This window comes from Rhizobium laguerreae (assembly GCF_019778565.1).
Lineage (GTDB): Bacteria > Pseudomonadota > Alphaproteobacteria > Rhizobiales > Rhizobiaceae > Rhizobium > Rhizobium laguerreae.
Window position 1 is genome coordinate 491,258 of the sequence record NZ_JAAXQT010000001.1, and the last position, 26,848, is coordinate 518,105.

At 60.8% G+C, this 26,848-nt stretch carries 24 protein-coding genes and 1 other RNA gene; 14 read left to right on the top strand and 11 right to left on the bottom strand.

Annotated features, from left to right (window positions below; genetic code table 11):
* Positions 1-9: 9 nt before the first annotated feature.
* From caiB to HFO71_RS02400, 3 genes are read right to left on the bottom strand one after another with little or no spacing between them, the layout of a single operon-like run.
* Positions 10-1,212, bottom strand: coding sequence for a succinate--glutarate CoA-transferase (gene caiB, locus HFO71_RS02390; protein ID WP_025395340.1), 1,203 nt, complete (start codon positions 1,210-1,212; stop codon positions 10-12).
* Positions 1,213-1,229: 17 nt separating this feature from the next.
* Positions 1,230-2,186 carry a DMT family transporter gene (locus tag HFO71_RS02395; RefSeq protein ID WP_168258900.1) on the bottom strand — a complete coding sequence of 319 codons (957 nt, stop codon included), beginning with the start codon at positions 2,184-2,186 and terminating at the stop codon, positions 1,230-1,232.
* A 48-nt stretch (positions 2,187-2,234) separates the two neighbouring features.
* The gene (locus HFO71_RS02400; RefSeq protein ID WP_077978812.1) at positions 2,235-3,164 is read right to left on the bottom strand and encodes an alpha/beta fold hydrolase; all 930 of its coding nucleotides are present in this window, start codon (positions 3,162-3,164) and stop codon (positions 2,235-2,237) included.
* Positions 3,165-3,321: 157 nt separating this feature from the next.
* Here HFO71_RS02400 and HFO71_RS02405 point away from each other — a divergent pair, with 157 nt between their 5' ends.
* The 4 genes from HFO71_RS02405 to metF all read left to right on the top strand — a co-directional run bounded on the left by HFO71_RS02405 (position 3,322) and on the right by metF (position 7,906).
* Positions 3,322-4,062, top strand: coding sequence for a ribonuclease T2 family protein (locus tag HFO71_RS02405; RefSeq protein ID WP_168258901.1), 741 nt, complete (start codon positions 3,322-3,324; stop codon positions 4,060-4,062).
* A gap of 98 nt (positions 4,063-4,160) precedes the next feature.
* Complete coding sequence (ettA, locus tag HFO71_RS02410) at positions 4,161-5,810, top strand: energy-dependent translational throttle protein EttA (RefSeq protein WP_011652822.1); 1,650 nt, start codon at positions 4,161-4,163, stop codon at positions 5,808-5,810.
* A gap of 163 nt (positions 5,811-5,973) precedes the next feature.
* Positions 5,974-6,999 (top strand): ArsR/SmtB family transcription factor, encoded by a 1,026-nt coding sequence (locus HFO71_RS02415; RefSeq protein WP_168258902.1) that lies wholly within the window; start codon positions 5,974-5,976, stop codon positions 6,997-6,999.
* 1 nt (position 7,000) lies between these two features.
* Positions 7,001-7,906, top strand: a complete 906-nt coding sequence (metF, locus tag HFO71_RS02420) for a methylenetetrahydrofolate reductase [NAD(P)H] (RefSeq protein WP_206987736.1) — start codon at positions 7,001-7,003, stop codon at positions 7,904-7,906.
* A gap of 513 nt (positions 7,907-8,419) precedes the next feature.
* On the opposite strand, the gene HFO71_RS02425 is transcribed toward metF, so the two are convergent.
* The 5 genes from HFO71_RS02425 to HFO71_RS02445 form a co-directional block, all read right to left on the bottom strand.
* Entirely contained in the window at positions 8,420-9,325 is a 906-nt protein-coding gene (locus tag HFO71_RS02425) for a DMT family transporter (RefSeq protein WP_077979246.1), read from the bottom strand.
* A 122-nt stretch (positions 9,326-9,447) separates the two neighbouring features.
* Positions 9,448-10,665 (bottom strand): lytic murein transglycosylase, encoded by a 1,218-nt coding sequence (locus HFO71_RS02430; protein WP_221968256.1) that lies wholly within the window; start codon positions 10,663-10,665, stop codon positions 9,448-9,450.
* Positions 10,666-10,746: 81 nt separating this feature from the next.
* Positions 10,747-11,544: a glycoside hydrolase family 25 protein gene (locus HFO71_RS02435; RefSeq protein WP_132610210.1), complete on the bottom strand. Its 798-nt coding sequence runs from the start codon at positions 11,542-11,544 to the stop codon at positions 10,747-10,749.
* 125 nt (positions 11,545-11,669) lie between these two features.
* Complete coding sequence (locus tag HFO71_RS02440; protein WP_132610208.1) at positions 11,670-12,344, bottom strand: class I SAM-dependent methyltransferase; 675 nt, start codon at positions 12,342-12,344, stop codon at positions 11,670-11,672.
* Positions 12,341-13,585, bottom strand: coding sequence for a BtaA family protein (locus HFO71_RS02445; protein ID WP_077978807.1), 1,245 nt, complete (start codon positions 13,583-13,585; stop codon positions 12,341-12,343). Before HFO71_RS02445 ends, HFO71_RS02440 begins: the two co-directional genes overlap by 4 nt.
* A gap of 193 nt (positions 13,586-13,778) precedes the next feature.
* Between HFO71_RS02445 and HFO71_RS02450 the strand changes: the two genes are divergently transcribed.
* Entirely contained in the window at positions 13,779-15,197 is a 1,419-nt protein-coding gene (locus tag HFO71_RS02450) for a serine hydrolase domain-containing protein (protein ID WP_168335713.1), read from the top strand.
* Between the two features lie 50 nt (positions 15,198-15,247).
* On the opposite strand, the gene HFO71_RS02455 is transcribed toward HFO71_RS02450, so the two are convergent.
* The 3 genes from HFO71_RS02455 to HFO71_RS02465 all read right to left on the bottom strand — a co-directional run bounded on the left by HFO71_RS02455 (position 15,248) and on the right by HFO71_RS02465 (position 18,220).
* Positions 15,248-16,189 (bottom strand): lytic transglycosylase domain-containing protein, encoded by a 942-nt coding sequence (locus HFO71_RS02455; protein WP_132610204.1) that lies wholly within the window; start codon positions 16,187-16,189, stop codon positions 15,248-15,250.
* 126 nt (positions 16,190-16,315) lie between these two features.
* Complete coding sequence (locus tag HFO71_RS02460; RefSeq protein WP_020050849.1) at positions 16,316-16,951, bottom strand: LysE family translocator; 636 nt, start codon at positions 16,949-16,951, stop codon at positions 16,316-16,318.
* 57 nt (positions 16,952-17,008) lie between these two features.
* A complete protein-coding gene (locus HFO71_RS02465) occupies positions 17,009-18,220 on the bottom strand; it encodes a pyrophosphate--fructose-6-phosphate 1-phosphotransferase (RefSeq protein WP_131639507.1) in 1,212 nt (403 codons plus the stop codon).
* Positions 18,221-18,631: 411 nt separating this feature from the next.
* On the opposite strand from HFO71_RS02465, the gene HFO71_RS02470 reads away from it, so the two are divergent.
* The 9 genes from HFO71_RS02470 (at position 18,632) to HFO71_RS02510 (ending at position 26,846) form a co-directional block, all read left to right on the top strand.
* Positions 18,632-19,339 (top strand): J domain-containing protein, encoded by a 708-nt coding sequence (locus tag HFO71_RS02470; RefSeq protein WP_168258905.1) that lies wholly within the window; start codon positions 18,632-18,634, stop codon positions 19,337-19,339.
* A complete protein-coding gene (locus tag HFO71_RS02475; protein WP_221968253.1) occupies positions 19,336-20,097 on the top strand; it encodes an N-acetylmuramoyl-L-alanine amidase in 762 nt (253 codons plus the stop codon). Before HFO71_RS02470 ends, HFO71_RS02475 begins: the two co-directional genes overlap by 4 nt.
* Before the next feature lie 262 nt (positions 20,098-20,359).
* A complete protein-coding gene (locus tag HFO71_RS02480) occupies positions 20,360-20,980 on the top strand; it encodes a lytic transglycosylase domain-containing protein (protein WP_131639505.1) in 621 nt (206 codons plus the stop codon).
* 81 nt (positions 20,981-21,061) lie between these two features.
* The gene (locus HFO71_RS02485) at positions 21,062-22,237 is read left to right on the top strand and encodes an NAD(P)/FAD-dependent oxidoreductase (RefSeq protein WP_077978801.1); all 1,176 of its coding nucleotides are present in this window, start codon (positions 21,062-21,064) and stop codon (positions 22,235-22,237) included.
* Positions 22,238-22,290: 53 nt separating this feature from the next.
* Positions 22,291-22,688: RNase P RNA component class A (rnpB, locus tag HFO71_RS02490), an RNA gene on the top strand.
* 415 nt (positions 22,689-23,103) lie between these two features.
* Entirely contained in the window at positions 23,104-23,541 is a 438-nt protein-coding gene (mraZ, locus tag HFO71_RS02495; RefSeq protein ID WP_026158771.1) for a division/cell wall cluster transcriptional repressor MraZ, read from the top strand.
* Between the two features lie 17 nt (positions 23,542-23,558).
* A complete protein-coding gene (gene rsmH / locus HFO71_RS02500; protein ID WP_131639503.1) occupies positions 23,559-24,584 on the top strand; it encodes a 16S rRNA (cytosine(1402)-N(4))-methyltransferase RsmH in 1,026 nt (341 codons plus the stop codon).
* 1 nt (position 24,585) lies between these two features.
* Entirely contained in the window at positions 24,586-25,086 is a 501-nt protein-coding gene (gene ftsL / locus HFO71_RS02505) for a cell division protein FtsL (protein WP_072637784.1), read from the top strand.
* Positions 25,086-26,846: a peptidoglycan D,D-transpeptidase FtsI family protein gene (locus HFO71_RS02510; protein ID WP_131639502.1), complete on the top strand. Its 1,761-nt coding sequence runs from the start codon at positions 25,086-25,088 to the stop codon at positions 26,844-26,846. The genes ftsL and HFO71_RS02510 overlap by 1 nt, the downstream gene beginning before the upstream one ends.
* Positions 26,847-26,848 lie beyond the last annotated feature (2 nt).

The window sequence follows — 26,848 nt, forward strand, 5'->3', positions numbered from 1 at the left end:
ATGCCTTCTTCATGACGATGCCTTCCTCTCGCGCTCGGCGAGTTCCGCCAGAATTTCTGCCTGGTGTTCACCGAGACGCGGGCTCGGCCTGATATAACGCAGCGGCGTCTCCGACAGCACCACAGGCGTCCTGACACCGGGGATCACGGTGCCGGCGGCATCCGCAAGGTCGATGCGCAGGCCGCGAGCCTGTACCTGCGGATGGGCGAACATTTCCTCGATTGTATTGATTGCGCCTGATGGAACCGCGTTTTCTTCACAGGCCTTCAGCAGATCCGCCTTCTGCCATTTCAACGTTTCGGTGGAGACGAGGCGCCGCACTTCGCCGCGATTGCCGACGCGGGCCTTGTTGGTGGCGAAACGCTCGTCGCCGGCGATCGCCTCCAGGCCGAGGAGGGTGCAGAGGCGACGGAACTGGCCGTCGTTTCCAACTGCGAGAATGAGGTACCCGTCCGCCGTCGGCACGACCTCATAGGGCGAGATATTGGGATGGGCATTGCCGAGGCGGGTCGGCGCCTCGCCGGAGACCAGGTAATTCATGTTCTGATTGGCGAGCACGGCCGATTGCACGTCAAGAAGAGCCATGTCGACCAACTGGCCTTCACCGGTCTTCAGGGCATGGATCAGAGCGGCTTCGATCGCCGAGACGGCATAGATGCCGGTGAATATATCGGCGATGGCGACGCCTGCCTTCATCGGCTGGCCGTCCGGCTCACCGGTGATCGACATGAAGCCGGACATGCCTTGGACGATATAATCGTAGCCGGCGAGGCTGGCATAAGGGCCGTTCTGGCCGAAGCCGGTGATCGAGCAATAGACGAGCTTCGGATTGATCTTGCGCAGGCTGTCATAATCGAGCCCGTATTTGACGAGGCCGCCGAGCTTGAAATTCTCTATGACCACGTCGGCGGTGGAGACGAGGCGGCGGACGAGATCCTGGCCTTCGGTACTCTTCAGGTCGGCGGTGACGGAGCGCTTGCCTCGATTGGCGGCGTGATAATAGGCAGCCGAGAGATTCTCGCCGTCGGCGCCCTCGACGAAGGGTGGCCCCCATTGGCGCGTATCGTCGCCGCCGTCGGGATTTTCGACCTTGATGACGTCGGCACCGAGATCGGCGAGCATCTGTCCCGCCCAAGGGCCGGCGAGCACACGGGCAAGCTCGACCACCCGGATGCCGGCAAGCGGCGGCTTTTTGGTCACGGTCTCTGTCATATTCCTCCCGGCAATATCTACGGCGCCAGCGTCACCTCAGATGTATCGGATACAGGCTTTGAAGCAAAGCGGCGCTCGCGCCAGAGGATGTAGAAGCCCGATGCCACGATAATGGCAATGCCGAGCCATTTCACGCCATCCGGAAAGTCGCCGAAGACCAGCCAGGCGAAGATCGTCGCCGAGACGATCTCGAAATATTGCAGCGGTGCCAGCGTCGATGCCGGCGCTGCGCGATAGGCATAGACGCCGATGATGCCCGATATCGCGGCCATGGCGCCGACGCCGGCGACAAGGAACCAGGCGCGGCCTTCCGGCATGACGGGGTCGAAGAGATCGGAGCCGGTTCCCTGGCCCAGGAAAAGCAGGACGGCACAGAAGAGCAGGCCCCACATGCCCATTTGGAACTGCATCGCCCAGGGGTCTTCTCTGTGCGAGAGGACGCGGGTCATCAGCACGAAGATCGCAATACAGAGTGCGCTGACGACAGGCAGGAGCGCGATGTAGCCGACCTCTTCGAAACTCGGCTGGATGATCAGCATCGCTCCGAAGAAGCCGACGCCGCAGGCAGTGTAACGCCGCCAGCCGATCGTCTCCTTCAGGAAGATACCGCTGAGGATCGTCAGCATGATCGGTTCGACGAAGAAGATCGCAATCGCGTCGGCGACCGCCATGTATTTCAGCGTGGTGACGAAGGAGATCATCGAGATCGTGATGATCGCGCCGCGGATGGCATGGAACATGTTTTGGTGCCAGGAAAAATCGGCAAAGCTGCGCCGCCATATCACAATCGGCAGCATGCAGAGCGCCTGTACGGCGAAGCGGCCGGCGGTGATCTCCGCGGATGGGACGGTGACGATGGCAAGCTTGGCGAAAATATCGATGAGCGGCGAGAACATCACCGAGATAAACATCAGCACAAGCCCCATCGTCACGTCGGAGGCGGACGAAACGGGGCGGGCGGAGGTGCTGTTCATGATGAAATCCCTGTACTCAGGATATTGGTCACTCAGGATATTGATCGCTCAGGATCTTGCGACGGCCCTGTCGCACCAGTCCGCAAAGGCTGCGATCGCCGCATCCGCGCCGATCTCATTCAGTGTTTCGTGCCGCACGTCCTGATATATCTCAGTGCTGATACGGGAGAAGCCTCGGCCTTTCAAATGGTTTGACAGCCAGAGCACGGCTTTTCCACGCTCCGTCGCCGGGTCTTCTCCGCCGCCGACGAGATGGATCGGCATGTTCCGGGGCAGCCGGTCGAGGTGGGTTTTCTGCGGCGCCCGGAAGGTCAGTTCGAAAAGATCGAGCCAGAGAGAGACCGAGGCGGCAAAGCCGCAGAGCGGATCGGCGACATATTTGTCGACTTCATCAGGTCTGCGCGTCAACCAGTCGAACTCGGTGCGGCGGCCGGAAATGGATTTGCCCCAGGTGCCGAAGGTGAGCTTCGGCAGCAAGCCGCTCGGCACGTCGGAGCCCTTCAACATGCGCTCGGCAAGCAGGATCGCCTGGGCGGCGCGGCCGGCAAGGCCGACGGCGAAATTCGAATTCCAGACGGCGACGGCGTCGAAGTCGGCCGGAGCCGTGACGGCAGCGTTGAGAGCGATGAGGCCGCCCATCGAATGGCCGAAAAGGATCACCGGCAGGCCGGGATGGCGGGAGGCCGCATGGCCGCGCATGGCGACGACGTCGCCGATTACCCTTTCGGCGCCACTGCGTCGGGCGAAGCGGCCGATCGGCGCATCGGGCGCCGTCGTCTCGCCGTGGCCTCGGTGATCATGAGCATAGACATGATAGCCGCGCGCCGCCATGGACTCGGCAAAGGAGTGGTATCGTTTCGAATGTTCGGCCAAGCCATGGGATATCAACAGGATGCCGCGCGGAGGGGTGATGGCCTCAGCATGGTGATAGGCCAGCGACGCCCCTGGCACGGCCAGCCTTTGCGTTTCAGAAAACATGTGGGTCCTCCCGGCGACAACAGACCAGATCGCCGGGCAATTGCAACATGGGCATTTGATTATCCGATAACAAATTGCGGCCTTGTTGCGATTCAGGGTTGCGGTCTTTTGATTTTGATGCTTATTTGTTCCTGTATTGTTCTTTTTGGGGGTTGAAATGAGCAGCATGCAGTTGCGTACCTTGTCGTTTGCCGTGTCGATGATTGTTGCCGGCGCCGCCGTGGCGCAGGAGGCGGGCGGGCGCACCCGCTTCATTCTGGCGGCGAGCTGGCAGCCGGCCTTTTGCCAGACGAACCAGAAGAAAGCCGAGTGTGCGAGCCAGACCGGCGAGCGCCCCGACGCAACGAACTTTTCGTTGCACGGACTTTGGCCAATGCGGGAGGATTATTGCGGCGTGAGCGCCGAGCAGAAGGCCGCCGACAAGGATGGCGACTGGAACAAGCTGCCGGAGGTCACGCTTGCGGCCGAGACGAAGACGGCGCTGGCAAAGGCGATGCCCGGCACGCAATCCGGCCTGGAACGGCATGAATGGGTGAAGCATGGCACCTGCACGAAGATGAGCGCCGACGACTATTTCGGCGTCGGCATGCATCTCGTAAGCTCACTCAACGCGTCGGCCGTACGCGATCTTTTCGCTGCCAATATCGGCAAGCCGGTCAAGGCCGAAGCGATCAAGGCGGCTTTCGACAAGAGCTTCGGGCCGGGTGCCGGCGACCGTGTCAAGATGAGCTGCCGGCGGGCCGGCAATGTCAGGATGATCAGCGAGCTGACGATCGGGCTTTCGGAAGCCGCCGGGGCGACTTCGGCGAAAAGTGCCGGCCTCGCCGATCTGATCCAGGGTGCTGGAAAAACGTCGTTCGGTTGTGACGAGGGCGTCGTCGATGCTGCAGGCTTTTGACCGGAAATCCTGAGTAAACCGGGTTTCGGCGTTGCCCGCAGGCGCTGTTTCGCCTACATAGCGGCACAATCGAAGTTTCCCGCCCGGAGCAGCGCAGCATGGCACGTCAGTTCATCTATCATATGTCCGGCCTCAACAAGGCCTATGGCAACAAGAAGATCCTGGAGAATATCCACCTTTCGTTCTACCCGGATGCCAAGATCGGTATCCTTGGTCCGAACGGCGCGGGTAAATCCACCGTGCTGCGCATCATCGCAGGTCAGGACAAGGAGTATACCGGCGAAGCCTGGCTCGCCGAAGGGGCGACGGTCGGCTATCTGGAGCAGGAGCCGCATCTCGATCCCAACAAGACGGTGTTTGAGAATGTCATGGAAGGCGTTGCCTCGAAGACGGCCGTCCTCGATCGCTACAATGAATTGATGATGAACTATTCGGACGAGACGGCGGAAGAGGGCGCCAAGCTTCAGGACGTCATCGACAGCCAGAACCTCTGGGATCTGGAAAGCCAGGTCGAGATGGCGATGGAAGCCCTGCGCTGCCCGCCGCGCGACGCCGAAGTCACCAGCCTTTCCGGTGGTGAGCGCCGCCGTGTCGCGCTCTGCCGCCTGCTGCTTTCGCAGCCGGATCTGCTGCTGCTCGACGAACCGACCAACCACCTGGACGCCGAAACCATCGCCTGGCTCGAAAAACATCTGCGCGACTATCCGGGCGCCGTGATGATGATTACCCACGATCGCTACTTCCTGGATAACGTCACCGGATGGATCCTCGAACTCGACCGCGGCCGTGGCATCCCCTACGAAGGCAACTATTCGGCCTACCTGCAGGCGAAAGCCAAGCGCATGCTGCAGGAAAGCCGCGAAGACGCATCGCGCCAGAAGGCGATCAGCCGCGAACAGGAATGGATCGCGTCCAGCCCGAAGGCTCGTCAGGCCAAGTCCAAGGCACGTATCAAGTCCTACGAGCAACTGGTGGATGCCGCCGAAAAGCAGCGTCCCGGCGACGCGCAGATCATCATCCCGGTTAGCGAGCGCCTCGGCCAGGTGGTCATCGAGATGGACGGCATCACCAAGGGCTTCGAGGGCCGCACGCTGATCAACGACCTGTCGATCAAGCTGCCGCCAGGCGGCATCGTCGGCATCATCGGCCCGAACGGCGCCGGTAAGACGACGCTATTCAGGATGATCACCGGCCAGGAAACGCCGGATGGCGGTTCGATCCGCATCGGCGAGACCGTGCATCTCGGTTATGTCGACCAGAGCCGTGACACCCTTGCGGCCGACAAGACGGTCTGGGAGGAAATCTCCGGCGGCGCCGAAATCATCAAGCTCGGCAAGTTCGACATGAACTCCCGTGCCTATTGCGGCGCCTTCAACTTCAAGGGTGGCGATCAGCAGCAGAAGGTCGGCAATCTCTCTGGTGGTCAGCGCAACCGTGTTCACCTTGCCAAGATGCTGAAGGCCGGCGGCAACGTTCTGCTGCTCGACGAACCGACCAACGACCTCGATACGGAAACGCTGGGTGCCTTGGAGAACGCGCTGGAGAACTTCGCTGGCTGCGCCATCATCATCAGCCACGATCGCATGTTCCTCGACCGCCTGGCGACGCACATCCTCGCTTTCGAAGGCGACGGCCATGTCGAATGGTTCGAAGGCAACTTCGAGGATTATGAACAGGACAAGGTGCGCCGCCTCGGCCCCGATGCCCTCAACCCGGGTAGCCAGGCCCATAAGCGCCTGACACGCTGATTTCACTCATTGTTGCTTGCGGAAGCCCCGGTTCGGCCGGGGCTTTTTCATATCACGCCTTTGTCGCAATCTGAGCAGCCAATTTCGCGGAGAGTGCGAATTGCCGCTTGCCACCGCTTTTCAAATCACATAAAGATATCTTTATATCTTGATTGGATCAAAGATGAGCGAACCCTTGAAGCTTGGACTGGATGCGTTGGTGGACGTCTTGAAGGCGGCCGGCGAGCCCACGCGCCTGCGTCTTCTGGCGCTTCTTGACGGCGGCGATCTGACGGTGACCGATCTTACCGAAATTCTCGGCCAATCCCAACCCCGCATCTCCCGCCACCTGAAGCTGCTCGGCGAGGCCGAACTGATCGAACGCTACCAGGAGGGCGCTTGGGCCTATTTCCGCCTCAGGCAGGACGGTAAGGCCGCCATGCTGGTGCGGGCGTTGCTGAAGCATGTTTCCGAGAACGATCCGACCATCCTTCGTGACGGCGAGCGGCTGTCGCAGGTCAAACGCCAGCGCGCCGAGCGGGCACAGGCCTATTTCAGCCGCAACGCGGCCGAATGGGACGAGCTTCGCCGCCTGCATGCGGCCGATGAAGAGGTCGATGCCGCCGTCATCCGGCTGCTCGGCAGCCAGCCGATCGACTCGCTGCTCGATCTCGGCACCGGCACCGGCCGCATCCTCGAACTCCTGTCCGGGCTCTACCGCCGGGCGACCGGCGTCGATGCCAGCCGCGACATGCTGAGTGTGGCGCGCGCCAATCTCGACAAGTCCCGCATCACCAAGGCCACCGTGCGCCACGCCGATATCCTGAACCTGCCTTTCGAGGGACAGGATTTCGATCTGGTGACGATCCATCAGGTGCTGCATTTCTTCGATCAGCCGGAGATTGCGATCGCGGAAGCGGCGCGCATGCTCCGGCCGGGCGGCCGGCTCGTGGTCATCGACCTTGCGCCGCACACGCTCGAATATCTCCGCGACGAGCATGCGCATGTCCGTCTCGGTTTTTCGCACCAGGCGATGTCCGACTGGTTGCGCAAGGCCGGGCTCGACGTCGAGCAGGTTGTCGATCTTCATCCGGGTCAGCAAAGCGGGCAGGGGTTGACGGTCACCGTCTGGCTCGCGCGCGATCCGAGGCGCCTCATGGCTTCGCAGACGAGCGAAGGCGCCGAACCTACATTTGCCGGGAGGGTATGATATGGCTTTGAAAAACGAAGCACGCGGCCGCAACGACATTAGAGTCTCTTTCGAATTCTTCCCGCCGAAATCGGAGGAGATGGAAGGCCAGCTCTGGCACGCCGTCGGCCAGTTGCAGGATTGGGACCCGGATTTCGTCTCGGTGACCTATGGCGCCGGCGGCACCACCAAGGCGCCGACACTCTCCACCGTTACGCGCTTCCTCTCGCAGACGCCGCTTGCCACCGCTTCGCATCTCACCTGCGTCGGTGCAACGAAGGAGGAGACCCATCAGGTGGTCGACACCTTCCGCAAGGCCGGCGTGACGCATTTCGTGGCGCTGCGCGGCGATGCGCCCGGCGGTGCCGGCGCGCCCTACCAGCCGCATCCCGGCGGTTATGCCAATGCGGCGGAGCTGGTGGCCGGCCTCAAAGAAATCGGCGATTTCGAGATTTCGGTTTCCGCCTATCCGGAAAAACACCCGGAAAGCCTTGATACGGCGGCTGATATCGACATGCTGAAGCGCAAGGCCGACAATGGCGCCGACCGGGCACTGACGCAGTTCTTCTTCGATAACGACAATTTCGAGCGCTACTTGGAACGGGTGCGCGGCGCCGGCATCTCGATCCCTGTCGTGCCCGGCATTATGCCGATCCAGAACCTGACGCAGCTGAAGCGTTTCGCCGGCGCCTGCGGCACTGTTATCCCCGCCTTCCTCGATGAGCGCTTCGCAGGCTTCGACGACAAGCCCGAGGAGCGGGCGAAGGTCGCCGCCGAAGTCGCCGCCGAACAGATCGAAGATCTCGTCCGGCGCGGTATCCACGACTTCCATCTCTATACAATGAACCGTGCGCCGCTGGTTTCCGCCGTGCTCGACAATCTCGGCTTCTCTCGCCGGGCGGCAAAAAGTGCGGGCGCGGCCGCCTGATCCTTTCAGCCAATCAACGCGTCTACAGCGCCCTTTGCGGCTCTCGAAAAGACGCGCGGCGCTGCAAAAGTGAAAAGCGCATGTCGGGCGGGACATGCGCTTTTTCGTTGGCGGATTGATCAGCTATTCAGGAGTTTAGGCACTATCAGTCATTACACTTTCGTCGGCCAGCTCAGATGAAGAGCATGGACAAGACGAAAGCAAACGCTGCACTGACCAACAGAACATTCAAGGATTGCGTGAGTCCCATGTCTGTCTCCTCGCGTTAACCGGCCAATAATATGTCTGAAATATGTCGGTTGGGAAGCAGATCTTATGCTGCGCTGCAGAAGGGTTCAGTGGATAAGTCGAATAGCGTTTCGGCAAGCGTTTGAAATTATTTGTTAATTTTCAACAAATTTTTGTTCACAGATTTTAACATGCCGTTAAATCGGGCGATTGCGCATTTACCTATGCGCTCAAAACATGGCGGGATCGCAACCGGTTGAAAACATGTGGAATTCGCAACCAGTTTCAGGCGGCCTTGGCCAGCAGGCGATAGGCGCGGCCATCGAGAATGACGAGGCCGAAACCGATCAGCGCCATGCCGGCAAACTCGCTCAGTGCCAGCCTTTCTCCGAGGAAGAGCACGCCGAGAAGGATGGCGCTCGGCGGCACCAGCAGGGTGACGAGCGAGGCATTGGTGGCGCCGGCCGTCGCCATGATCCGGAAATAGAGGATGTAGCCGAAGGCGGTCGACAGCAGCGCCAATGCCAGGATGGCGAGGAGGGCATCGAGCGGCGGTGCGGCAAGCGCCCAAGGACGATCGGCCAGCAGCGACAGCGGCAGTGCAATCAGCGAAGAGGCGGTCAACTGGCCGGCTGCGGTAACAGGGGCGGGAACATTCTTGAAGCGTTTTCCGTAAGTGGCGGCGAAACCATAGGAGATGGCAGCAAGCACGGGAAGAAGCAGCGCCCAGAGCGGGGCTTCGCGACCGGCCGAAATACCTGGGCCGATCAGCACGATCGTTCCGGCCAGGCCGACGAGGCAGCCGGCGATCTTTGCCGGCGACAGCTTTTCATCTGAGGTGAAGTAGTTGGCGATCAGCACGGTCCAGATCGGTGTCGTCGCATTCAGGATCGCCGCAAGACCGGCGCCGATGCGGGTCTGGCCGAAGAAGATCAGCGCATGCGGCAGGGCATTGTTGATGAGGCCGAGGATCAGGAACTCACGCCAGCGGGCCTTGAAGATCGCATAGAAATCGAAACGGCCGGCGATATAGATATGCAGCGCCAGCGCCGCGAGCAGCAGCCTGAAGAAGACCAGGGTCAGCGGCGGCACGTGCTGGACGGCAATGCGGGCAAAGAAGAAGGAGCCGCCCCAGATCAGGCCGAGCAGGACCAGCAGAGCCCAGGTCCAGGCATTCATTCTGCTGTCCATGCCGATTCCTCCACCGCAAGCCGTTTTGCCGAAAACGGTTTTCGGTTTCATGCTTTAGCGCAGGCGGCGGATCGCGCCACCCGTTTCTTGCGAAGCGGATGGCGGTGCAATGTTAGCAGGGATCAAAGGGCGTTAAGAAGGGCAGGCGTTGCCCAACCGTCGGCCGGCATGCCGAGGCGCTTCTGTTCCTTCTGGATCGCGACTCGCGTGCCGGAGCCGAGGATGCCGTCGATCTCGCCGACATCATGGCCGAGCGACTGCAGCTTGGTCTGCAGCGTCTTCATCTGGTCGCTGGCAAGCCCCTGTTCCGGCACACCCTTGAGGTACGGCTCGGCGCCCGAAAGGCGCGTTCCGAAATAGGCGGCCGAGGTCGTGTAGATGAACGACTTGTTCCATTCGAGATAAATCTTGAAATTGGGATAGGCGATGAAGGCCGGTCCCATGCGGCCCTGCGGTAGCACGAGGTCTCCTTCTAGGTTGCCGAAGGCGGTATTGCCGTCGCGCGGCTTGACGCCGAGTGCAAACCATTCGGCGGCCTTCATCGTGCCGCCAAGACCGGATTTCTCAAAAGGCAGGTTATCAGGCAGGGTCACCTCCTGCAGCCAGGGTTGGCCGCGCTCGAAGCCGAGATGCTGGATGAATTTCGCCGCCGTCAGGATGGCGTCCGGGCTGCTCTGTTTCAGGCGGACATGACCGTCGCCGTCGCCGTCCATGCCATAGGCGATGATGTCGCGCGGCAGCATCTGTACCTGGCCGATTTCTCCGGCCCAGGCGCCGGTATTGGTGGCGGGATCGAGGTCGCCGTGCTCGACCATCTCGATGAGGGCGATCAGCTGCGGACGGAAGAGTTCCGGGCGGCGGCAATCATGCGACAGCGTCACCAGGGCGTTGCGGGTGTTGAAATCACCCTGGACGGCGCCGAAATCAGTCTCCATCGCCCAGAAGGCGGTGATGACGCCCGGGGGCACGCCGAATTCCTGCTCGGCGCGGGCAAAGACGTCGGCATATTGCTTCATCTTCTGGCGGCCGATATCGAGGCGGGCCTGGCTGACGGTGCGTTGGGAGAATTCGAGGAAGGTCTGCTTGAAGACGCCTTGGGCGCGATCCCGGCTCAGGACCTTGGGGTCGATATCGGCGCCGGCGAAGGCCTCGTCGGCGGCTGCCGCACTGGCGCCGGCTGCGACAGCATCTTTCTTGACGCCTTCGAGGAAGGCGGACAGATCGCCGCCACAGGGCGCTGCCGGGGCTGCGCCCGGCGCCTGCTGGGCGGCCGCGCCGCCTGCGAGGGCGAAGGCAAACAGAAGGGCGAGTGCAGAGCGGCTTGCGAGCGAGCGGTGCATGGATGCGGTCCTTATATCAAACAGATTTCCGTCGCTTTCACAGACGAATGTGACGGAAGCAAGAAACATCGCAAGACGTTACTAAGAATTTCTATCCTTGGAAACGGCGGCGACCCAATTGTTCCAGTTCTTTGTGCTGCCGCCAAAGACATTGATGTCGGTCGGCCCACTAATGCCGGGAATAACACCGGTCGAGGTATATTGCCAGAAGGCCCAGCGGCGGTCGGAATAGGTCACCTCGGGGTGTTTTGCCACCGAACGGACCCAGAAATGATAATCCTGGAAGTAGCCGGCGAGATTTTCGCGGTGGAAATCGACCGAGGTGTAGATGATCGGGCGCTTGCCGTAATAGGCCTCCAGCCGGTCCATGAAACGCTGCATTTCGGCGCGCACCGTTTCAGCGTCGGGACGGTAGCGGCAGGTCTTCGATTCGCCGTTCCATTCGACGTCGAGCACCGGCGGCAGCCGCATGGCCGCCTTCGGCACGTTGCGGATGAACCAGTCGGCCTGCTGATCGGCGGATGAGCAGAAATAGTAGAAATGATAGGGAGCGTGCGGGATGCCGGCGGCGCCAGCCTCTCGCCAGTATTCGTCGAAGCGCGGATCGACCCTGTCCTTGCCTTCGGTGGCTTTGATAAAGGCGAAGGAGACGCCGGAATTCTTCACCGTGCCCCAGTCGATATCGCCCTGCCATTTGGAAATATCGATGCCGTGCACCGGATTCTGCTGCGGATGCTTTGCTCCGAAATCCTGGGGATCGGTGTCCTTGAAGCGCGTCTTCGGCTTGATCGACGCCGTTTCGAGATAGTCATAACCCGAGGAACTGCAGCCGGCCAAAAGGACGGCCAAGGGCAAAACGCATAACAATAGCCGGCGCATGGGCGTCCCGTCGTAGCTCGAATGATCTCTTTGCCCCACAACCTGACCTTCGAAAAAGACGAGTCAGCCGAGGATAACCCTCTATTCGCCATATCAACGTAAAAAATCGGTTAGTTTCAAGCGAATTATGAGCGCTTGCTGATAATAGCTGCCCGCCAGGCATAACCGCCGCCGACGGTATCGAACAACAATGTCGCGTTGTTTTCATGGGCTTGCGCTTCCAGGACCTCGCGCAAATCGGGGCGCGGGGTGACGTGGAATTTTGCAAGCCAGGACTGCAGCATGCGCCGGAACCAGCCCGGCAAGCCTTCCTGCTGGCCGAAATCGACGATGTGCAGCTGGCCGCCGGGATTGAGGGCGGCAATCGATGCATCAACGGCGCGCTGCCAGTCCGGGATCATCGACAGGGCATAGGAAATCAGGATGCGATCGAAGCCGCTGACGCCGAATTCGCGCGGTGTGAACGCCGTGGCGTCGGCGACGCGCAATTCCGGGATCGTCGCCTTGGTGGCAAAGGTCTTGCGCGCCGAAATCAGCATCTCCTGGGAAATGTCGAGGCCGAACAGCTTGGCGGTCGGGAAATGTCTGTGGGCGAAAGCCATGTTGCGCCCCGTGCCGCAGCCGACTTCAAGCAGCGTGCCGCCTTCGGGCACGTCGAGATTGCGGATCGTGCTGTCGCGGCCGAGAAGATAATATTTGCGGGTCAGGTCGTAGATATGGCGCTGATAGCGGTACATGCCATCCATGAGGCTGGCATGTTCATCGCTCTGTCCTGCCGTCTCGGTGCCGACCTTACTCACGCCTTCTTCCCGTAAATGTGGAAGCCGCCGTAGATTGCCGAGCGATCGAGCGCAGTCAGTTCACGCGACTTCTCTTCGAAATAATCCCATTGGTCGCGGATCGCCGGAGCCAGGCGGCCTTCGATGATGCTTTTTTCGGCGGCGGTGCGGAAGATCACGCGGGCGCCTTCGCGCGCCGTGCGGGTGATTTCCGTCCAGACGTCGTTCAACTGCTCGTCCGTCATCCAGTCCTGCGCGTCGAGTAGGATGTAGCGGTCGCGTGAGGCGGCCGGCTCGCGGGCCAGAAGCTCGGTGAAGCTTGCGTGGTGAACGTTGACGCGATCGACATTGGCGCGGATTACCTGATAGTGGTCCGACTTCAGATAGGTCGGCAGCGGGCCTTCCTCTTCGGTGCCGTAGCGGCGGCCGAAGGCCTGCCAGGCAAAATAGTTGTCGCTCATCGGGAAATGACAAGCGAGCTTTTCCAAGCGGTGCTTCAGCACTGGCGCGATCGAATGATCGGCGGCAAGGCTTGCAAGTTCGTCATATTGCTGCGGCGGAATGCCGAGGCCGAAGAGCGAGCTCTTGCGGCCGGTGATCCAGCGCACGACCGGCTTTTCGAAGAGCGGCGCGATCTGCTCGTCGAAGAACTGGCGCTGCTCGCGGATTGAGCGGGTCTTGGTCATCTCGTGCAGCTTGACGCCATGCAGGCGGGCAAGAAGGTGGGCGGCGCCGATGAAGCGACCGAGCAGGCCCGTTTCGTAAATGTTGCGGTCGAAGACTGTGACGCGGCGACGGCCGAACTTACGGCCGTTCCAGTAGCTGCGGGTCGCCTCATCGAGACGGGCGGCGAGATGCTGGTCGTAGGCGCGGCTGTTCGACTTCTCGTTCGGCATTGCCAGGAAGCGGACGAGATCGGCATGGCCGGGAAGGTGCTTGAAGGCGGCAAGCTTCAGACGGTTCAACGCGATGTGGTGCGGGTTGAGATCGACGACGTCGATCGAGGCCGGCGCTTTGGAGAGATAGGCGAGCATGTTGCAGCCGCCGGAGCCGATGGTAACGATGCGATGGTTTGGCTTCAGCTCCATCGCCTGCATGTCGAGATCCGGATCCTCCCAGATCTGCGGATAGACGAGGCCGGAGAAGAGAAGGCCGAAGAGACGCTCGGAAAAGCCATCCTTCGAAAAAGCCTTATGGCGGAGAAGGGCGTCCTTGAGTTTCCGGTTCTTGCGGAAGCCGGCATCCGGTGCAAATTCTGACATGAGTCTGTCACCTTTTTAGCGTTCAGGGCGTGTAGCGCGCCACTGCTACAGTTTGATGACGTGGGCTGTGGGCGCGCGCCGTTCGAAAACATCAAGCTCCTCGGAAAGTGATCGAGGCGACGGATCTTCTTCGCGCCGCCCCCTTTCCGGCAAACGGAATTCCTGCTTCTCTCCGGGCATTCGGAGGAATGCCATGCGATTTGTCCTGCGTGTCTTGAAGGCGCTTGCTCTCCTTCTCGTTCTTTTCGTCGTTGCCGGCGCCGCCTGGTTGTTCGTCAGCCCGCCGGAGCTCCTGCGTGTCGGGGACGGCTATGCCGCCAAGATTGTCTGTTCCAACGTCTTTATCGCCGGGCGCAACGCCGAGGACGTGCTGGAGGACGATGTGCAGGCGCCGGGAAACCCGCTGCTGCGGCTTGTACGCGTCAGTGTCGACCGTGACAATGGCCGAGTGACGGCTCGCTTCATGGGGCTGTTTGCATCGAGTTATGCGCTCTATCGCGGTGGGCTTGGCTGCACGAGTGTGCCGGATGGCGATTTCGAGGCGGCAGCGAATGCCGTCCCCTTCGACGCGCCGGCCAAGATGGAAACGAACCCTGCGTTATGGCCGCAGGGCGAGGACGTCGGCGATCCCGACACGAAGGTTGCCGCTGTGCTGGCCGATGCCGGGCTTGCCGGCCCGGCCATGCGGGCGGTCGTGGTAGTGCGGGGTGGTCGCATCGTCGCGGAGGCCTATGCCCCCGGATTCTCGGCGAAGACGCCGCTGATCGGATGGTCGATGACGAAGACCGTGAATGCGGCGATCCTCGGTCGCCTGATGCTCGACGGCAAGATCTCCTTCGACGACGATCATCTGCTGGCGCAGTGGAAGGACGATGCTCGCGCCAAAATAAAGGTTTCCGACCTGCTTGGCATGGAAAGCGGCCTTGCCTTCAACGAGAACTATGGCGATGTCGCCGACGTAACGCGCATGCTCTATCTCGATCCCGACATGGTATCGCTGCCGGCCAATGCGCCGATGGAGGCGGCCCCCGGCAAGCGATTCCGCTATTCGAGTGGCACGGCGGTGCTTTTGTCGCGCATCTGGATGGACAGGGTCGGCAATGCTCAGGCGGCGTTTTCCTATCCGCGCGACGCGTTGTTTGCCCCGCTTGGCATGACGAGCGCCGTGTTCGAACTCGATGCGCGCGGCACGTTCGCCGGAAGCTCCTATCTTTATGCGACTGCACATGACTGGGCGCGCTTCGGGCAGTTCCTGCTGCAGGATGGCGTGTGGAACGGCCAGCGTCTATTGCCGGAGGGTTTTGTCGGCGCCATGCGCACCCCGACGGCTGCTTCGAACGGCCGGTATACGCAGGGCCAGGCCTGGCTTGCCCCCGGCGGCGGCTCGAGCGCCGCGTTTGGGCTGCCGGAGGATACGTTCTGGCTGACGGGGCATGACGGGCAGAGCATGGCGATCGTGCCGTCCGCCAATCTGGTCGTGGTTCGGCTCGGACTGACGCCCAGCTGGTTCGGCTACCAGCCGCGGACGCTTCTCAAGGCGATCCTGGCGGCTTTGCCGCAATCGGGAGCGCCGGAGCAGCAGGCCGGATCGCAACGGCAAGCCCAGCCGTAGCCATAGGCCACCGTTTCACCCGTCATCCCTGTTTCAGCAATTGCCGGGTTTCAGTAGTTACCGTGGGCGATGTCGGTCATGCCCTTGCGCTTGGCGTCGTAATAATAACCGCGCGCGTAGAGGCGCACGGCGTCGTCTTCCTTACTGTCGGACACGAGCCAGGCGCCGCGCAGATATTTCGCCGCATATTTGATGTTGGTCTCGGCATCGAAAAGGCCGCCCGGGGCACCGTCATAGCCCATCGACTTGGCGGTGTTGTACTTGATTTGCATGAGGCCGAAATAGCCGCGCTTGTTGTAGGCCTTCGCATTATAGCGGCTCTCGCGATGAACGACGCGATGGAGCAGGGTCTCGGGAATTTCGTAGATTTTCGAATATTTCTGGATGAGCTTGGTGACAAAGCTCTTCTCGACGGTCGGCGCATCGTCTTTGTCGTCGTCGCTGAACATCGGGGGCGCGGTCGGCGGATCGATCGGCCCGGATTCGTCGAAACCGTAGTCCATGCTGGCACGCGGCGTGGTGTCGACTGCGGCAAGTGCTGCAAGCGCGCTGTTTTGCGGTGTCGCGGCAAAGGCAAGCTGCGTCGTCGGCTGTGCCGGCGTTCCCGGACGTGGCGTCGGCACGACGGACTGGATCGCCGTCATCTCGGGCGTCAGCGGGATCTGCGCATAGGCGGCCGGCTGCATGCCTGCCTGCATGGTAAGATCGCCAGTCTGGGAGGCTGTCACGGTCGGCATCGCCGTTGCGGTCAGGGAGGGGGATGTCTGCGGGATGGTGGCGCCTGCAACCGACTGACCGGCTGCGCCTTCGGCTGTCGGGATCGCGGCGAGTGTTGCATCTTCGCCGGGTTTCGGCATGGGCACGACGGTCTGGGCGGCTGTCAGTTCGGCCTGGGACGTGTATTCGACGCTCGTACATCCCGTCATCACGCCGCAGAGTATCGTCGAGACGACAAGACTGCGTTTCAGGCCGGATAATCCGATCGCTACCATTCCGCCACTTTCGTGAAATCGCGCCGCCCCCGGCAGCGTATAAAAGTTACCAAAAGCCTTAAGCCCTGGTGACCCCATTAACCTATTCGTGACATTCCGGCAACCACGGAATATTTCGGAATATTTCTACGCTGCAATACGGCGATACCCGGCCGTTACGGCGCCTGCAGCGATCAGCAGAGTGCCTCCGGTTCGGTTTACGGCGCGCTGGATGCTCGCCTTGCGAATCAGGCCGCGCGCGCTATGGGCGAGAAAGGCATAGGTGGAAGCGTTGAGGATCGCCAGCACGAGGAAGGTGGCTTCCATGATCGCCATCTGCCCGACGAAGGGCAGGGCCGGATTGAGGAACTGCGGCACGAAGGCGACGAAGAAGATGATGCTCTTCGGATTGAGGGCGGTGACGACATAGGCGTGGAGGAAAATCTTGAGCGACTTCTCCTCCGGCAGGTTGTCGTTGTCTGCAATCGGTTCGCCGATGATGGGAGCCCGCCAGAGCTTGATTCCCAGCCAGATCAGATAGGCGCCGCCGATCCACTTCAAGACGGTGAAGAGGGTCGCGGAGGCGGCCAGGACGGCGCCGAGACCGAAGAGAGAGGCCGTCATCGCCGTGAAGTCACCAAGCGCCACGCCGCCCACCGTCGCGAACGCCGTCCGGCGCCCATGACCGAGCGCATAGGAAACGACGAGCAGTATCGTCGGCCCCGGTATGGCCAGCATGATGGCGGATGCGGCCGCAAAAGCGAGCCAAGCTTCAAGTGACATGGTGTCTCCTCCTATTCCTCAGGAACAAGCAAAGACATCATATTAACCATCCGTCAATCACGCTTCTTTGTATTTCTGGCCTATATTGTCCATGACTTCGGCAAACCATGCCGTCGAAAGGTCAAAAGCCTTGCCGCCCTTGATGCGCGGGAATTCTATAGTGCGCAATTTACCGTTCTGGCCTTCATCATGGCCGGTGACGCCGGAGACTTTATTGAGCGCGCTTTCGACGGCGAGATCGACCATGCTCTGGATCAGCCTGAGGTCATCGCCGTTGGCGGGCGCCGAGCGGGCGAAATAACCTGATTTCTGCACCAGGGAACGCTCGGCGTCGAGCAGATTGGCGAACTGCTTCTGGAACCAGGCGCCGACATTGATCGTGTCGATTTTCACATGGCCGAAAGCATCGCGCTTGACGGTTTCGCCGGCGGCTTCGCGCTCGGCGACGATGGCGTCGAGGCAGGCGCCTTCCGAGACGAAAACCGTGGCGTGGCCGTTGCGGTCCATGCTTTCCTTCAACCGGGCGGCCTCGGCGTCGAGGTCGAAGGCCATCTCAGGCAGGTAGACGGCGTCGATACTCTTCAGGTGCGCGTCCATCATCAGGCCGTCGACATACTGGTTGCGGCTGGTGCGCTGCAGATAGGCGCGGGCGGTGGCGGCCGTCAGCCAACCGCAATGGCGGCCCATGACTTCATGGATGACGAGGGTGCGGGGGGCGGCGGTCTGCTCGTTGCCGACATTGTCGAAGAAGTGCGCGCCGACGTCAGCGGCCGTCCAGGCGCCGAGCGACTGGCGGATCGGCACGACGTCGTTGTCGACAGTCTTCGGCAGGCCGACGACGGTGAGATCGTAGCCGTTGGCGGCGAGGTAGGCGGCAAGGTCGGCGGCCGTGGTGTTGGTGTCGTCGCCGCCGATCGTATGGAGAATGGTGATGCCGTCATTGGCGAGGCGTTCGGCGGCGACTCGCAGCGGATTCTCGCCTTCCTTGACCAGGCCGCGCTTGACGCAGTCGGCGGCATTGGTGAGCTTGACGCGGCTGTTGCCGATCGGCGAGCCACCGTAGCGGTGCAGCAGCGGCGCCTTTTCGCGCATCGCGCGGCTGATCTCGATGCTGTCGCCGAGGAGCACACCCTGGTAGCCCGACTTGTAAGCGACGATTTCGAGTTCGGGCGCGACGTCGCTATAGCGTTCGATAAGGCCGCCGACGGCGGACGAAAGACAGGGCGCCAGGCCTCCGGCGGTCAGCATTGCGACTTTCTGTTTGGCCATAATCCCTCCTGCGGTGTTTCGGTGCGGCAGCGTTAGCTAGCGCATGGATGCGGCAGGGAAAGGGCCCTGTAAAGTAAAGAATTTACGAAAAATGCGCGTTTCTGCCGTGTTGGACCGCAAAGGCGAGGCGAAGTGCTGATATAATCGTTTCAACCCGGTCTGCTTGTCGAGCACTGCCCGTGGAAATTTCCGCCGCGCGTTCTGGAATCCACGTGCCCGGGCAATGCCGGCGACCGCCGTCCATGCCCTCACGCGAGATGAAAGCGGGCGTGATGAATCGTTTGCTGCGGTGCGACAATTACCAAATCGTGAAAACTGTGTTCGGCCCTACGACGAATAGTCGCCTTGCAAAGGCTGCGATTCTTTGGTCAAGCTGTTTCTCTATAAGTTGACACGTGTGTGAGATTTTCGATGTCCTTCTGGGAAAAACTGTTGAATGCCATTGGCAATACTGCAGGCAATGCGCTGTCTGCGGTGGTCGAGGCTATCCGCACGGTTTTTGAAGGCGATCCCGAGACCCGGCGTAAGGTGGCTTTCTCGGTGGCGATCATCGCGCTGTCGGCCAAGATGGCCAAGGCCGACGGCATCGTCAGCGAGAAGGAGGTCGAAGCCTTTCGCGAAATCTTCGAGTTTCCGCAGGATCAGGCGAAGAATGTCGCCAGGCTCTACAATCTCGCGCGCCAGGACGTAGCCGGCTACGAAGCCTATGCCGAACGGCTCTCGACGCTCTGCGTAACCTGTGCGGCCAATTGCCCGGTGCTGGAAGACGTGCTCGACGGCCTCTTCCACATCGCCAAGGCCGACGGGCTGATCCATGAGAAGGAACTGAATTTCCTGCGCCATATCGGCGAGATCTTCCAGATGAGCGAGATCCGCTTCGAGCAGATCGCCGCCCGCCACGTCTCGTCCGGCGGCGATCCCTACAAGGTCCTCGGCGTCTCGCCTTCCGATGATTTCCCGACCATCCGCCGCCGTTACCACGGCCTCGTCAGCGAACATCATCCCGACCGGCTGGTTTCGCGCGGCGTGCCGAAGGAATTCCATGTGATCGCCAATGAGCGCATGGCGGCGCTGAACGCGGCCTATGAGGCGATCGAGAAGGAACGCCGCGCCGCATGACCTCTTTCGAGGCCGACTGCAGAAGCGCCCGCGTGCAGCCTTCGCCGAACCATGGCGAACGGGCGGACGGGCGCCGTCCCGATATGATCCTGCTGCACTATACCGGCATGCCGACGGCAGATGGTGCGCTCGACTGGCTCTGTCGCGCCGAAAGCCAGGTTTCCAGCCATTATTTCGTGCATGAGAATGGCGAGGTCGTGCAGCTCGTACCGGAAATGCGGCGTGCCTGGCATGCGGGAAAAAGCAGCTGGCACGGCGAGACCGATATCAATTCGCTGTCGATCGGCATCGAGATCGCCAATGCCGGCCATCCGGGCGGGCTTCCTGATTATCCGAAAGAGCAGATCGCCGCGGTGATCGAATTGTGTCGCGACTGTGTCAAACGTTGGTCGATCACACCTGAACGGGTCCTCGGGCATTCCGATGTCGCTCCGATCCGCAAGGTCGATCCGGGCGAGAAATTCCCCTGGGCCGCGCTCCACCAAGCGGGCATTGGGCACTGGGTCGAGCCGGCAACGATCACCGGTGGCCGCTTCTTCCAACGCGGCGATACCGGTCAACCTGTGGAAGCGCTGCAGTCGATGCTGTCTCTCTATGGTTACAGCGCTGAAATTACGGGTGAATTCTCGGAAAAAACGGCGGGCGTCGTCGAAGCTTTCCAGCGCCATTTTCGGCCCGAACGGGTGGATGGTATCGCCGATTTCTCGACGATCGACACGTTGCACCGGCTGCTGTCGGCGCTGCCGCGTTATTCCTGATTCCTCGGCAATTACTGAAACGCCGAATTTCGCACTGCAGCGCGAAATTCCGCCTGCCACATCATTTCCCTATTATCTCCTCATTGCGATGGTCTAAGAGCGTCCGCCAAGCGGTGCTCGGGGTTGTTTTCGAGTTAAACCACGGGCGTTATGTGAAACGATAAGAATTACCGTGAATCCCGATCGATCCTTGATCTGGTATTCATTATGACGGCGAGGCGCGCAGTCCGGAAATTCTTTGGGTCGGAGTGTTCAAGACTACATGAGAAAACTGATTGTTGTTGCTGCAACATGCGTTGGCATGGTGCTGGCGGGAAATAGCTTTGCCTTTGCGAATGATTGGGGCGTGCGAGCCGATGCGCCGGTGAAGAAAGTCGAGCGTCCTTCGAAGAAGGCAGAGCGTCCGGTGAAGAAAGCGGAGCGTTCGGTCAAACCGGCGAAGCGTCCGCTCAAGACGGCGGAACGCCCGCTGAAGACGGTAGAGCGCCAGAGCGGTTATCCCGTCGCCAATGTTTCCGGCAATTCCTATTCCGTACTGATCAGCAAATATGCGAACCAATATGATGTACCGGTTGCGCTTGCGACCGCGGTCATCCGCATCGAAAGCAATTTCAATCCGAATGCGCGCGGCAGCCACGGTGAAATCGGCCTGATGCAGATAAAGCCTGCAACTGCCCGCATGATGGGCTATTCCGGCAGCGCCAAGGGCCTGTTCGATCCGGAAACCAATATCAAGTACGGCATGAAATATCTGGCTGCCGCCCATGATCTCGGTGGTGGCGAGACCTGCAACACCATCCTCAAATACAATGCCGGCCATGGCGCCACGCGCATGAACCCGGTGTCCAAGTCCTATTGCGGCAAGGTTCTGGCAATGCTCTGAGCGCTGAAGCGCATATCCCTGACAAGAGCGGATGATTCAAGATGATTGCTATGGTATCGCTGGAATTTAGCGAGGTGGGATATGGCGGTCGATTTCAGGTTCATCGTTATCGGCCGCGGCATGATGGGTGCCGCGGCCGCAAAATATCTGGCACGCCAGACGGATGGCGTCGCCGTCATCGGCCCGGACGAGCCTGATGACCGCAAGACGCATCAGGGTGTCTTCGCCAGCCATTATGATGAGGGGCGCATCACTCGTACCATCGATCCCGACCGCAATTGGGCACTGCTCGCCAACCGCTCGATCGACCGCTATGGCGAGATCGCCGGCGACAGCGGCATCGATTTCTATCGCGAGGTCGGTTGTGTCGTCGTCGCGCCGACCGGGGGCGATTATCTCGAGAAAACCCGACAGGCCGCCGTTTCGCTCGGCGTCGAGACCAGCCTGCTCGACGAGGAAGGGCTGAAGGCTGCCTTTCCCTTCCTCGCCTTTCCCGATGGGGGCGCGGGCGTCTTCGAAGCGAGAGGGGCCGGCCACATCAGTCCGCGTAAGCTTGTGAAAGCCCAATCGTTGCTGGCGGAAAAGGCAGGCGCCACGGTCATCCGCGATCATGTCGTTTCGATCCGCAGCGAAGGTGGGTCGGCTGTCGTCGAGACATCAGGTGGCCTGAGCCATCGTGCTGAAAAGGTGCTGCTGGCAGCTGGCGGATTTTCCATTGCGGAGAATCTGTTGCCGCAGCCTGTTGCTATGACTGTTTATGCCCGGACAGTGACGCTTTTCGAGGTAAGCGATGCCGACGCGGCGCGCCTGGCCGCGATGCCGTCGCTCATTCTCCGGGCGCCCGGCATCGATATCTACCTGCTGCCGCCGATCCGCTATCCTGACGGCAAATTCTACCTGAAGATCGGCGGCGATCCTGACGATCTGGCGCTCCGCGACGACACGGAAATGCGCGCTTGGTTCAAGACCGAGGGGCGCGATATGGTGCGCGCGCACCTCAAACGCATTGTTGAAGGTCTTGTGCCCGATATGGTGCCGCTTTCGATTTCGACGGCCGCCTGCGTCGTGTCGCATACGGAAAGCGGCTATCCGATGATTGGCTATAGCTCATCGCCCGAGATCGCGGTGTTGACGGGCTGCGCCGGGACGTCGGCCAAGAGCTCGGACGAAATCGGTCGGCTTGGGGCCGAGCTGCTTTTGTCAGGCGGAATCAGCGAACAGGGCTACTCCACGGATTTCACACCGCAATTTCGGTAAGTAAATTTTGTTTTCGATAGCAATTGCGATCTCTCTCGTTTATGGGAACCCTGCCAGTTGGCTGGGCAGCCGCGCTTTACCAATGCCGAAAGGCGGTAGGGTGAGGAAAGTCCGGGCTCCACGGAAACACGGTGCCGGATAACGTCCGGCGAGGGCGACCTCAGGGAAAGTGCCACAGAAAGCAAACCGCCTGTCATGACAGGTAAGGGTGAAAGGGTGGGGTAAGAGCCCACCGCATCTCCGGCAACGGAAATGGCACGGTAAACCCCACCGGGAGCAAGACCGAATAGGGATGACGCGGTAGGCCGAAAGGCCTTCCGGCTGGTTTCCAGGCCAGTCATCCGGGTGGGTTGCGTGAGGCAGCGTGCGAACGCTGTCCCAGAGGAATGGCTGCCACGTTCCGGTTCACGCCGGAGCCATACAGAACCCGGCTTACAGGCCAACTGGCGATTATCATCTTAACGGCGCGGCAGCCGGATTTTCAGCGTAAGTCGCTGAAACCGGCTGTTTTCAAGCAGATGTTTATGCATCCATCGGATGGATTTTTCCTGAAGGGATACCAATGCGTGTCATGTGTAAGATGACGCCGCTAACCCTTTGTTAAACTTAACGGCTTATAAATTTTTGATCATGCGTCTATTGCAAAATAGGCGTATCCCATTGACGCCCATATGGTCCCATGCTATCCCAAACGCGCACTGCACCAGGGCAATTATCTGCCCATTTATCGCAAAGCAAAGGCGTCTTCCTCTCCGGAAGCGTCGGAGGGGTTTTTGCTCATCCGGCCTGCGAAGCTGTGCCTGATATCGGGAGTTTCGGGCGTCTTTTGATCGTCCGGATCCCTGCGGGAACGGATGTTTCGTGTCATGAGCCGCTTCCTTTCGAATGCGACCAACAGGATCGACGCCAAGGGCCGAGTTTCCGTGCCTTCGGCTTTCCGTTCCGTGCTGGCGCAGCGCAACGTCCAGGAGCTTTACTGCTTCCAGGACTTTGTGTTTCCGGCGATCAGCATCGGCGGTCCGGATCTTCTCGAAAGATTCGAACGGCAGATTGCTGCGGAGGATCCGTTTTCGCCGGATGCGAACGAGATGTCGCTTCTCATTCATGGAGGCGGGGTCTTCATGAAGCTCGACGCCGAGGGGCGGCTGATGATCACGGATTTCATTCGTGGCTTCACCGGCATCTCGGACGAAGTGACCTTCGTCGGTCGGGCGGATCATTTTCAGCTCTGGCAGCCGCAGGCTTTTGTGGCAGCGCAGGCGCAGGCACGAGGGGAGCGCAAGCTGGCGGGCAAGCGTTCCTGAAAGAACGAGGGAACGGAATGGTGGCGAATCCTGGCGGAGGTTCAACTGATGCCGGTGGCGGACCGGTTCGTCACATTCCGGTTCTTCTCGATGAAGTCCTTGCGGCATTGGCGCCCGCGCCCGGCAAACTTATCCTCGACGGTACGTTCGGTGCAGGCGGTTACAGCTCGGCCATCCTTGCTGCCGGCGCCGAGGTGATCGCGCTCGATCGCGATCCGACTGCGATTGCGGCCGGCCAAGCGATGGTTGCCGCCCATGGCGGTCGTCTCAGGCTCGTTCATTCGCAATTCTCGCATCTTGCCGATCATGCGCCGCAAGGCGGGCTCGACGGCGTTGTGCTCGATATCGGCGTCTCCTCCATGCAGATCGACGAAGCTGAACGCGGCTTCTCCTTCCAGAAAAACGGACCGCTCGATATGCGCATGTCGGCCGAAGGCGTTTCGGCCGCCGATGTCGTCAACCGCGCCAAAGTCGCCGATCTCATCCGCATCTTCCATTTTCTCGGCGAGGAAAGCCAGGCGCCGCGCATCGCCCATGCGATCGAGAAGCGACGCGAGGAAAAACCGTTCGAAACGACACGCGATCTCGCCGGTCTCATCGAGCTCGTAACGCCGCGCAAGATGAAAGACAAGATCCATCCTGCAACGCGCGTCTTCCAGGCCTTGCGTATCTTCGTCAACGACGAGCTCGGCGAACTGGCGCAGGCGCTGTTCGCGGCGGAAACGGTACTGAAGCCCGGCGGGCGGCTTGTCGTCGTCACCTTTCATTCGCTCGAAGACCGCATCGTCAAGAAGTTCTTCTCCGATCGCGCCGGCAAGGCTTCGGGTTCGCGGCATCTGCCGGTCGCGCATGAGCGGGCGGCAACCTTTGCGGCGATCGGCAAGCCAATGGTTTCGGCAAGCGAGGCGGAGGCCGAGGTCAATCCACGCGCCCGTTCCGCCAAGCTGCGCGCCGGCCTGAGGACGGACGCCGCCGCCGAAGCCGCGGATATGTCGCTCTTCGGGTTTCCCAATCTTGCCAGTCTCGGAAAGCTTGGAGGTTGATATGCTGAAAACGTTCGATCTCGTGCTCATCGGCGTCATGACGGCCACCGCCACCGTGACCTACACGATCAAGCACCGCGCCGAATTGAAGGTCGAGGAGGTTCATCGCCTCGAAGCAGAGATCAAGCTTGAGAAGGACACGATTGACCTTCTCAAGGCCGACTGGGCGCTGCAATCGCAGCCGAACCGGCTGGAGCGTCTGGTCAAGGCCTATAATGAAGAATTGAAGCTGCAGCCGACGGAATCGACGGCGCTCGTGCATGCCAAGGAATTGCCGATGCTGAAATCTGAGGTTCCCGTGCCTGACGTGACGGAGGCTAAGGTCAGCGCCAAAGGCGCGACCGTGGCCAGCGCCAAGAGCGCGACCGAGGCCAGCGCCAAAGGCGCGCCAGGCACCAAGGGCGCGCAGGCCACCGCCAAGGCGCAGCCCGTTCCGATGCCCGCACCGCGCGGCGAGGCAGAGGATGCAGACCAGATCGAAACCGGATCAGTGGAGGAATAATGTCGTTTCTTTCCCGCATCATGGTTTTGAAGAGCCAAGCGCATTTCTCCGCCGGCGTCTATAACCGGTTCGGCGGTCCTTCCCCCGCCGGCCTGGCGATCGAGGGGTCGCGCAAGAAGAAATCAGGGCAGGCAAAAAGCCGCGTCGGCCTGCTAATCCTTGGCTTCATGGGCGTCTACGCCGTCATCGGCGGCCGTCTCGTCGAATATGCGATGAAGGATCAGGAGGTCGTTTCCAGCATCCTGCCGCCCGACCGGCTGATGGCCTCGCGCCCCGACATTCTCGACCGCAACGGCGAGGTGCTGGCGACCGACATCCGCACCGTCTCGCTGTTTGCCGAGCCGAACAAGATCGTCGATGCTGACGAGGCGGTCGAGAAGCTTGCAACGGTACTGCCCGAGCTCGACGTCAGGGACACTTATAAGAAGCTCTCGGTCAAGACCTCGCATTTCGCCTGGCTGCGCCGGCAACTGACGCCGAAGCAGCAGAGCCAGATCCTGGCGCTCGGCATTCCCGGCATCGGTTTCCGGCCGGAGAAGCGCCGCTTCTACCCGGGCGGGGCGACCGCCGCACACATCCTCGGTTACGTCAACATCGACAACCGCGGTGTCGCCGGCATGGAGAAATTTATCGACGACCAAGGCCTTGCCGATCTCGCTTCCGTCGGCATGACCAGCGACCAGCCGCTCGAGCCGGTGCGGCTGTCGATCGACCTGCGCGTGCAGAACATCGTTCGGGACGCGGTCGTCAACGCGGTAAACAACTTCCAGGCCAAAGGTGCCGGTGCCGCGGTCATCGACGTGCATACGGGAGAAGTGCTGGCGATGGCATCGGCGCCGGATTTCGATCCGAACGATCCGCAGGAAGGCGCCAAGGAGGGTTGGCTCAACCGGATGACCAACGGCACCTTCGAAATGGGGTCTACCTTCAAGACCTTTTCGCTGGCCATGGCGCTCGATAGCGGCAAGGTGAAGATGACCGACAGTTTCGATGCCAGCAAATCGATCTATATCGGCGGCTTCACCATCCACGATTTTCACGGGCAGCGCCGCTGGCTCACCGTGCCTGAGATTTTCCAGTATTCTTCGAATATCGGTACAGCGCGCGTTATCGATATCGTCGGCATCGACGCTCAGAAGGACTATCTCACCAAGTTAGGCCTCTTGACGAAGATGCAGACCGAGCTGCCCGAAGTGAAGATGCCGAGCCAGCCGCGCGTCTGGAAGAAGATCAATTCGATCACGATTTCCTTCGGCCATGGCGTCTCGACGACGGCGCTGCAGACAGGGGTGGCGGCTGCCGCACTCGTCAACGGCGGCAAGCTGATCGAGCCGACATTCCTGCCGCGCACACGCGAACAGGCCGATCAGATCGCCAAGCAAGTTCTTAAGAAGTCGACTAGCGACGAAGTGCGCTATCTCCTCGATTTCAACGGTTACAAGGGATCGGGGCGGGTCGCCCGCGTGCCGGGTTTTGCCGTCGGCAGCAAGACCGGCACGGCGGACAAGGTGGTGAATGGGCGTTACTCCTCGACGCTGAACTTCAACTCCTTCATCTCCGCTTTCCCGATCGATAATCCCCGATATGCCGTTATCACCTTCTGCGACGAGCCAAAAACGGGCGAAAAGCAATATGGCGGAACGCTCTCCGCAGGTACCGCCGGTCCGATCGCCCGCGACATCATCAGCCGCGCGGCCCCAATTCTCGGTATCGAGCCGAAATTCGGGGAGGGCGGATCGGCCTTGCTGGTGTCTTATTGAGT

Coding starts and splice junctions, on each gene's coding strand:
- caiB (WP_025395340.1), bottom strand. CDS start 1,212: ATGACAGAGACCGTGACCAAAAAGCCGCCGCTTGCCGGCATCCGGGTG.
- HFO71_RS02395 (WP_168258900.1), bottom strand. CDS start 2,186: ATGAACAGCACCTCCGCCCGCCCCGTTTCGTCCGCCTCCGACGTGACG.
- HFO71_RS02400 (WP_077978812.1), bottom strand. CDS start 3,164: ATGTTTTCTGAAACGCAAAGGCTGGCCGTGCCAGGGGCGTCGCTGGCC.
- HFO71_RS02405 (WP_168258901.1), top strand. CDS start 3,322: ATGAGCAGCATGCAGTTGCGTACCTTGTCGTTTGCCGTGTCGATGATT.
- ettA (WP_011652822.1), top strand. CDS start 4,161: ATGGCACGTCAGTTCATCTATCATATGTCCGGCCTCAACAAGGCCTAT.
- HFO71_RS02415 (WP_168258902.1), top strand. CDS start 5,974: ATGAGCGAACCCTTGAAGCTTGGACTGGATGCGTTGGTGGACGTCTTG.
- metF (WP_206987736.1), top strand. CDS start 7,001: ATGGCTTTGAAAAACGAAGCACGCGGCCGCAACGACATTAGAGTCTCT.
- HFO71_RS02425 (WP_077979246.1), bottom strand. CDS start 9,325: ATGGACAGCAGAATGAATGCCTGGACCTGGGCTCTGCTGGTCCTGCTC.
- HFO71_RS02430 (WP_221968256.1), bottom strand. CDS start 10,665: ATGCACCGCTCGCTCGCAAGCCGCTCTGCACTCGCCCTTCTGTTTGCC.
- HFO71_RS02435 (WP_132610210.1), bottom strand. CDS start 11,544: ATGCGCCGGCTATTGTTATGCGTTTTGCCCTTGGCCGTCCTTTTGGCC.
- HFO71_RS02445 (WP_077978807.1), bottom strand. CDS start 13,585: ATGTCAGAATTTGCACCGGATGCCGGCTTCCGCAAGAACCGGAAACTC.
- HFO71_RS02450 (WP_168335713.1), top strand. CDS start 13,779: ATGCGATTTGTCCTGCGTGTCTTGAAGGCGCTTGCTCTCCTTCTCGTT.
- HFO71_RS02455 (WP_132610204.1), bottom strand. CDS start 16,189: ATGGTAGCGATCGGATTATCCGGCCTGAAACGCAGTCTTGTCGTCTCG.
- HFO71_RS02460 (WP_020050849.1), bottom strand. CDS start 16,951: ATGTCACTTGAAGCTTGGCTCGCTTTTGCGGCCGCATCCGCCATCATG.
- HFO71_RS02465 (WP_131639507.1), bottom strand. CDS start 18,220: ATGGCCAAACAGAAAGTCGCAATGCTGACCGCCGGAGGCCTGGCGCCC.
- HFO71_RS02470 (WP_168258905.1), top strand. CDS start 18,632: ATGTCCTTCTGGGAAAAACTGTTGAATGCCATTGGCAATACTGCAGGC.
- HFO71_RS02475 (WP_221968253.1), top strand. CDS start 19,336: ATGACCTCTTTCGAGGCCGACTGCAGAAGCGCCCGCGTGCAGCCTTCG.
- HFO71_RS02480 (WP_131639505.1), top strand. CDS start 20,360: ATGAGAAAACTGATTGTTGTTGCTGCAACATGCGTTGGCATGGTGCTG.
- HFO71_RS02485 (WP_077978801.1), top strand. CDS start 21,062: ATGGCGGTCGATTTCAGGTTCATCGTTATCGGCCGCGGCATGATGGGT.
- mraZ (WP_026158771.1), top strand. CDS start 23,104: ATGAGCCGCTTCCTTTCGAATGCGACCAACAGGATCGACGCCAAGGGC.
- rsmH (WP_131639503.1), top strand. CDS start 23,559: ATGGTGGCGAATCCTGGCGGAGGTTCAACTGATGCCGGTGGCGGACCG.
- ftsL (WP_072637784.1), top strand. CDS start 24,586: ATGCTGAAAACGTTCGATCTCGTGCTCATCGGCGTCATGACGGCCACC.
- HFO71_RS02510 (WP_131639502.1), top strand. CDS start 25,086: ATGTCGTTTCTTTCCCGCATCATGGTTTTGAAGAGCCAAGCGCATTTC.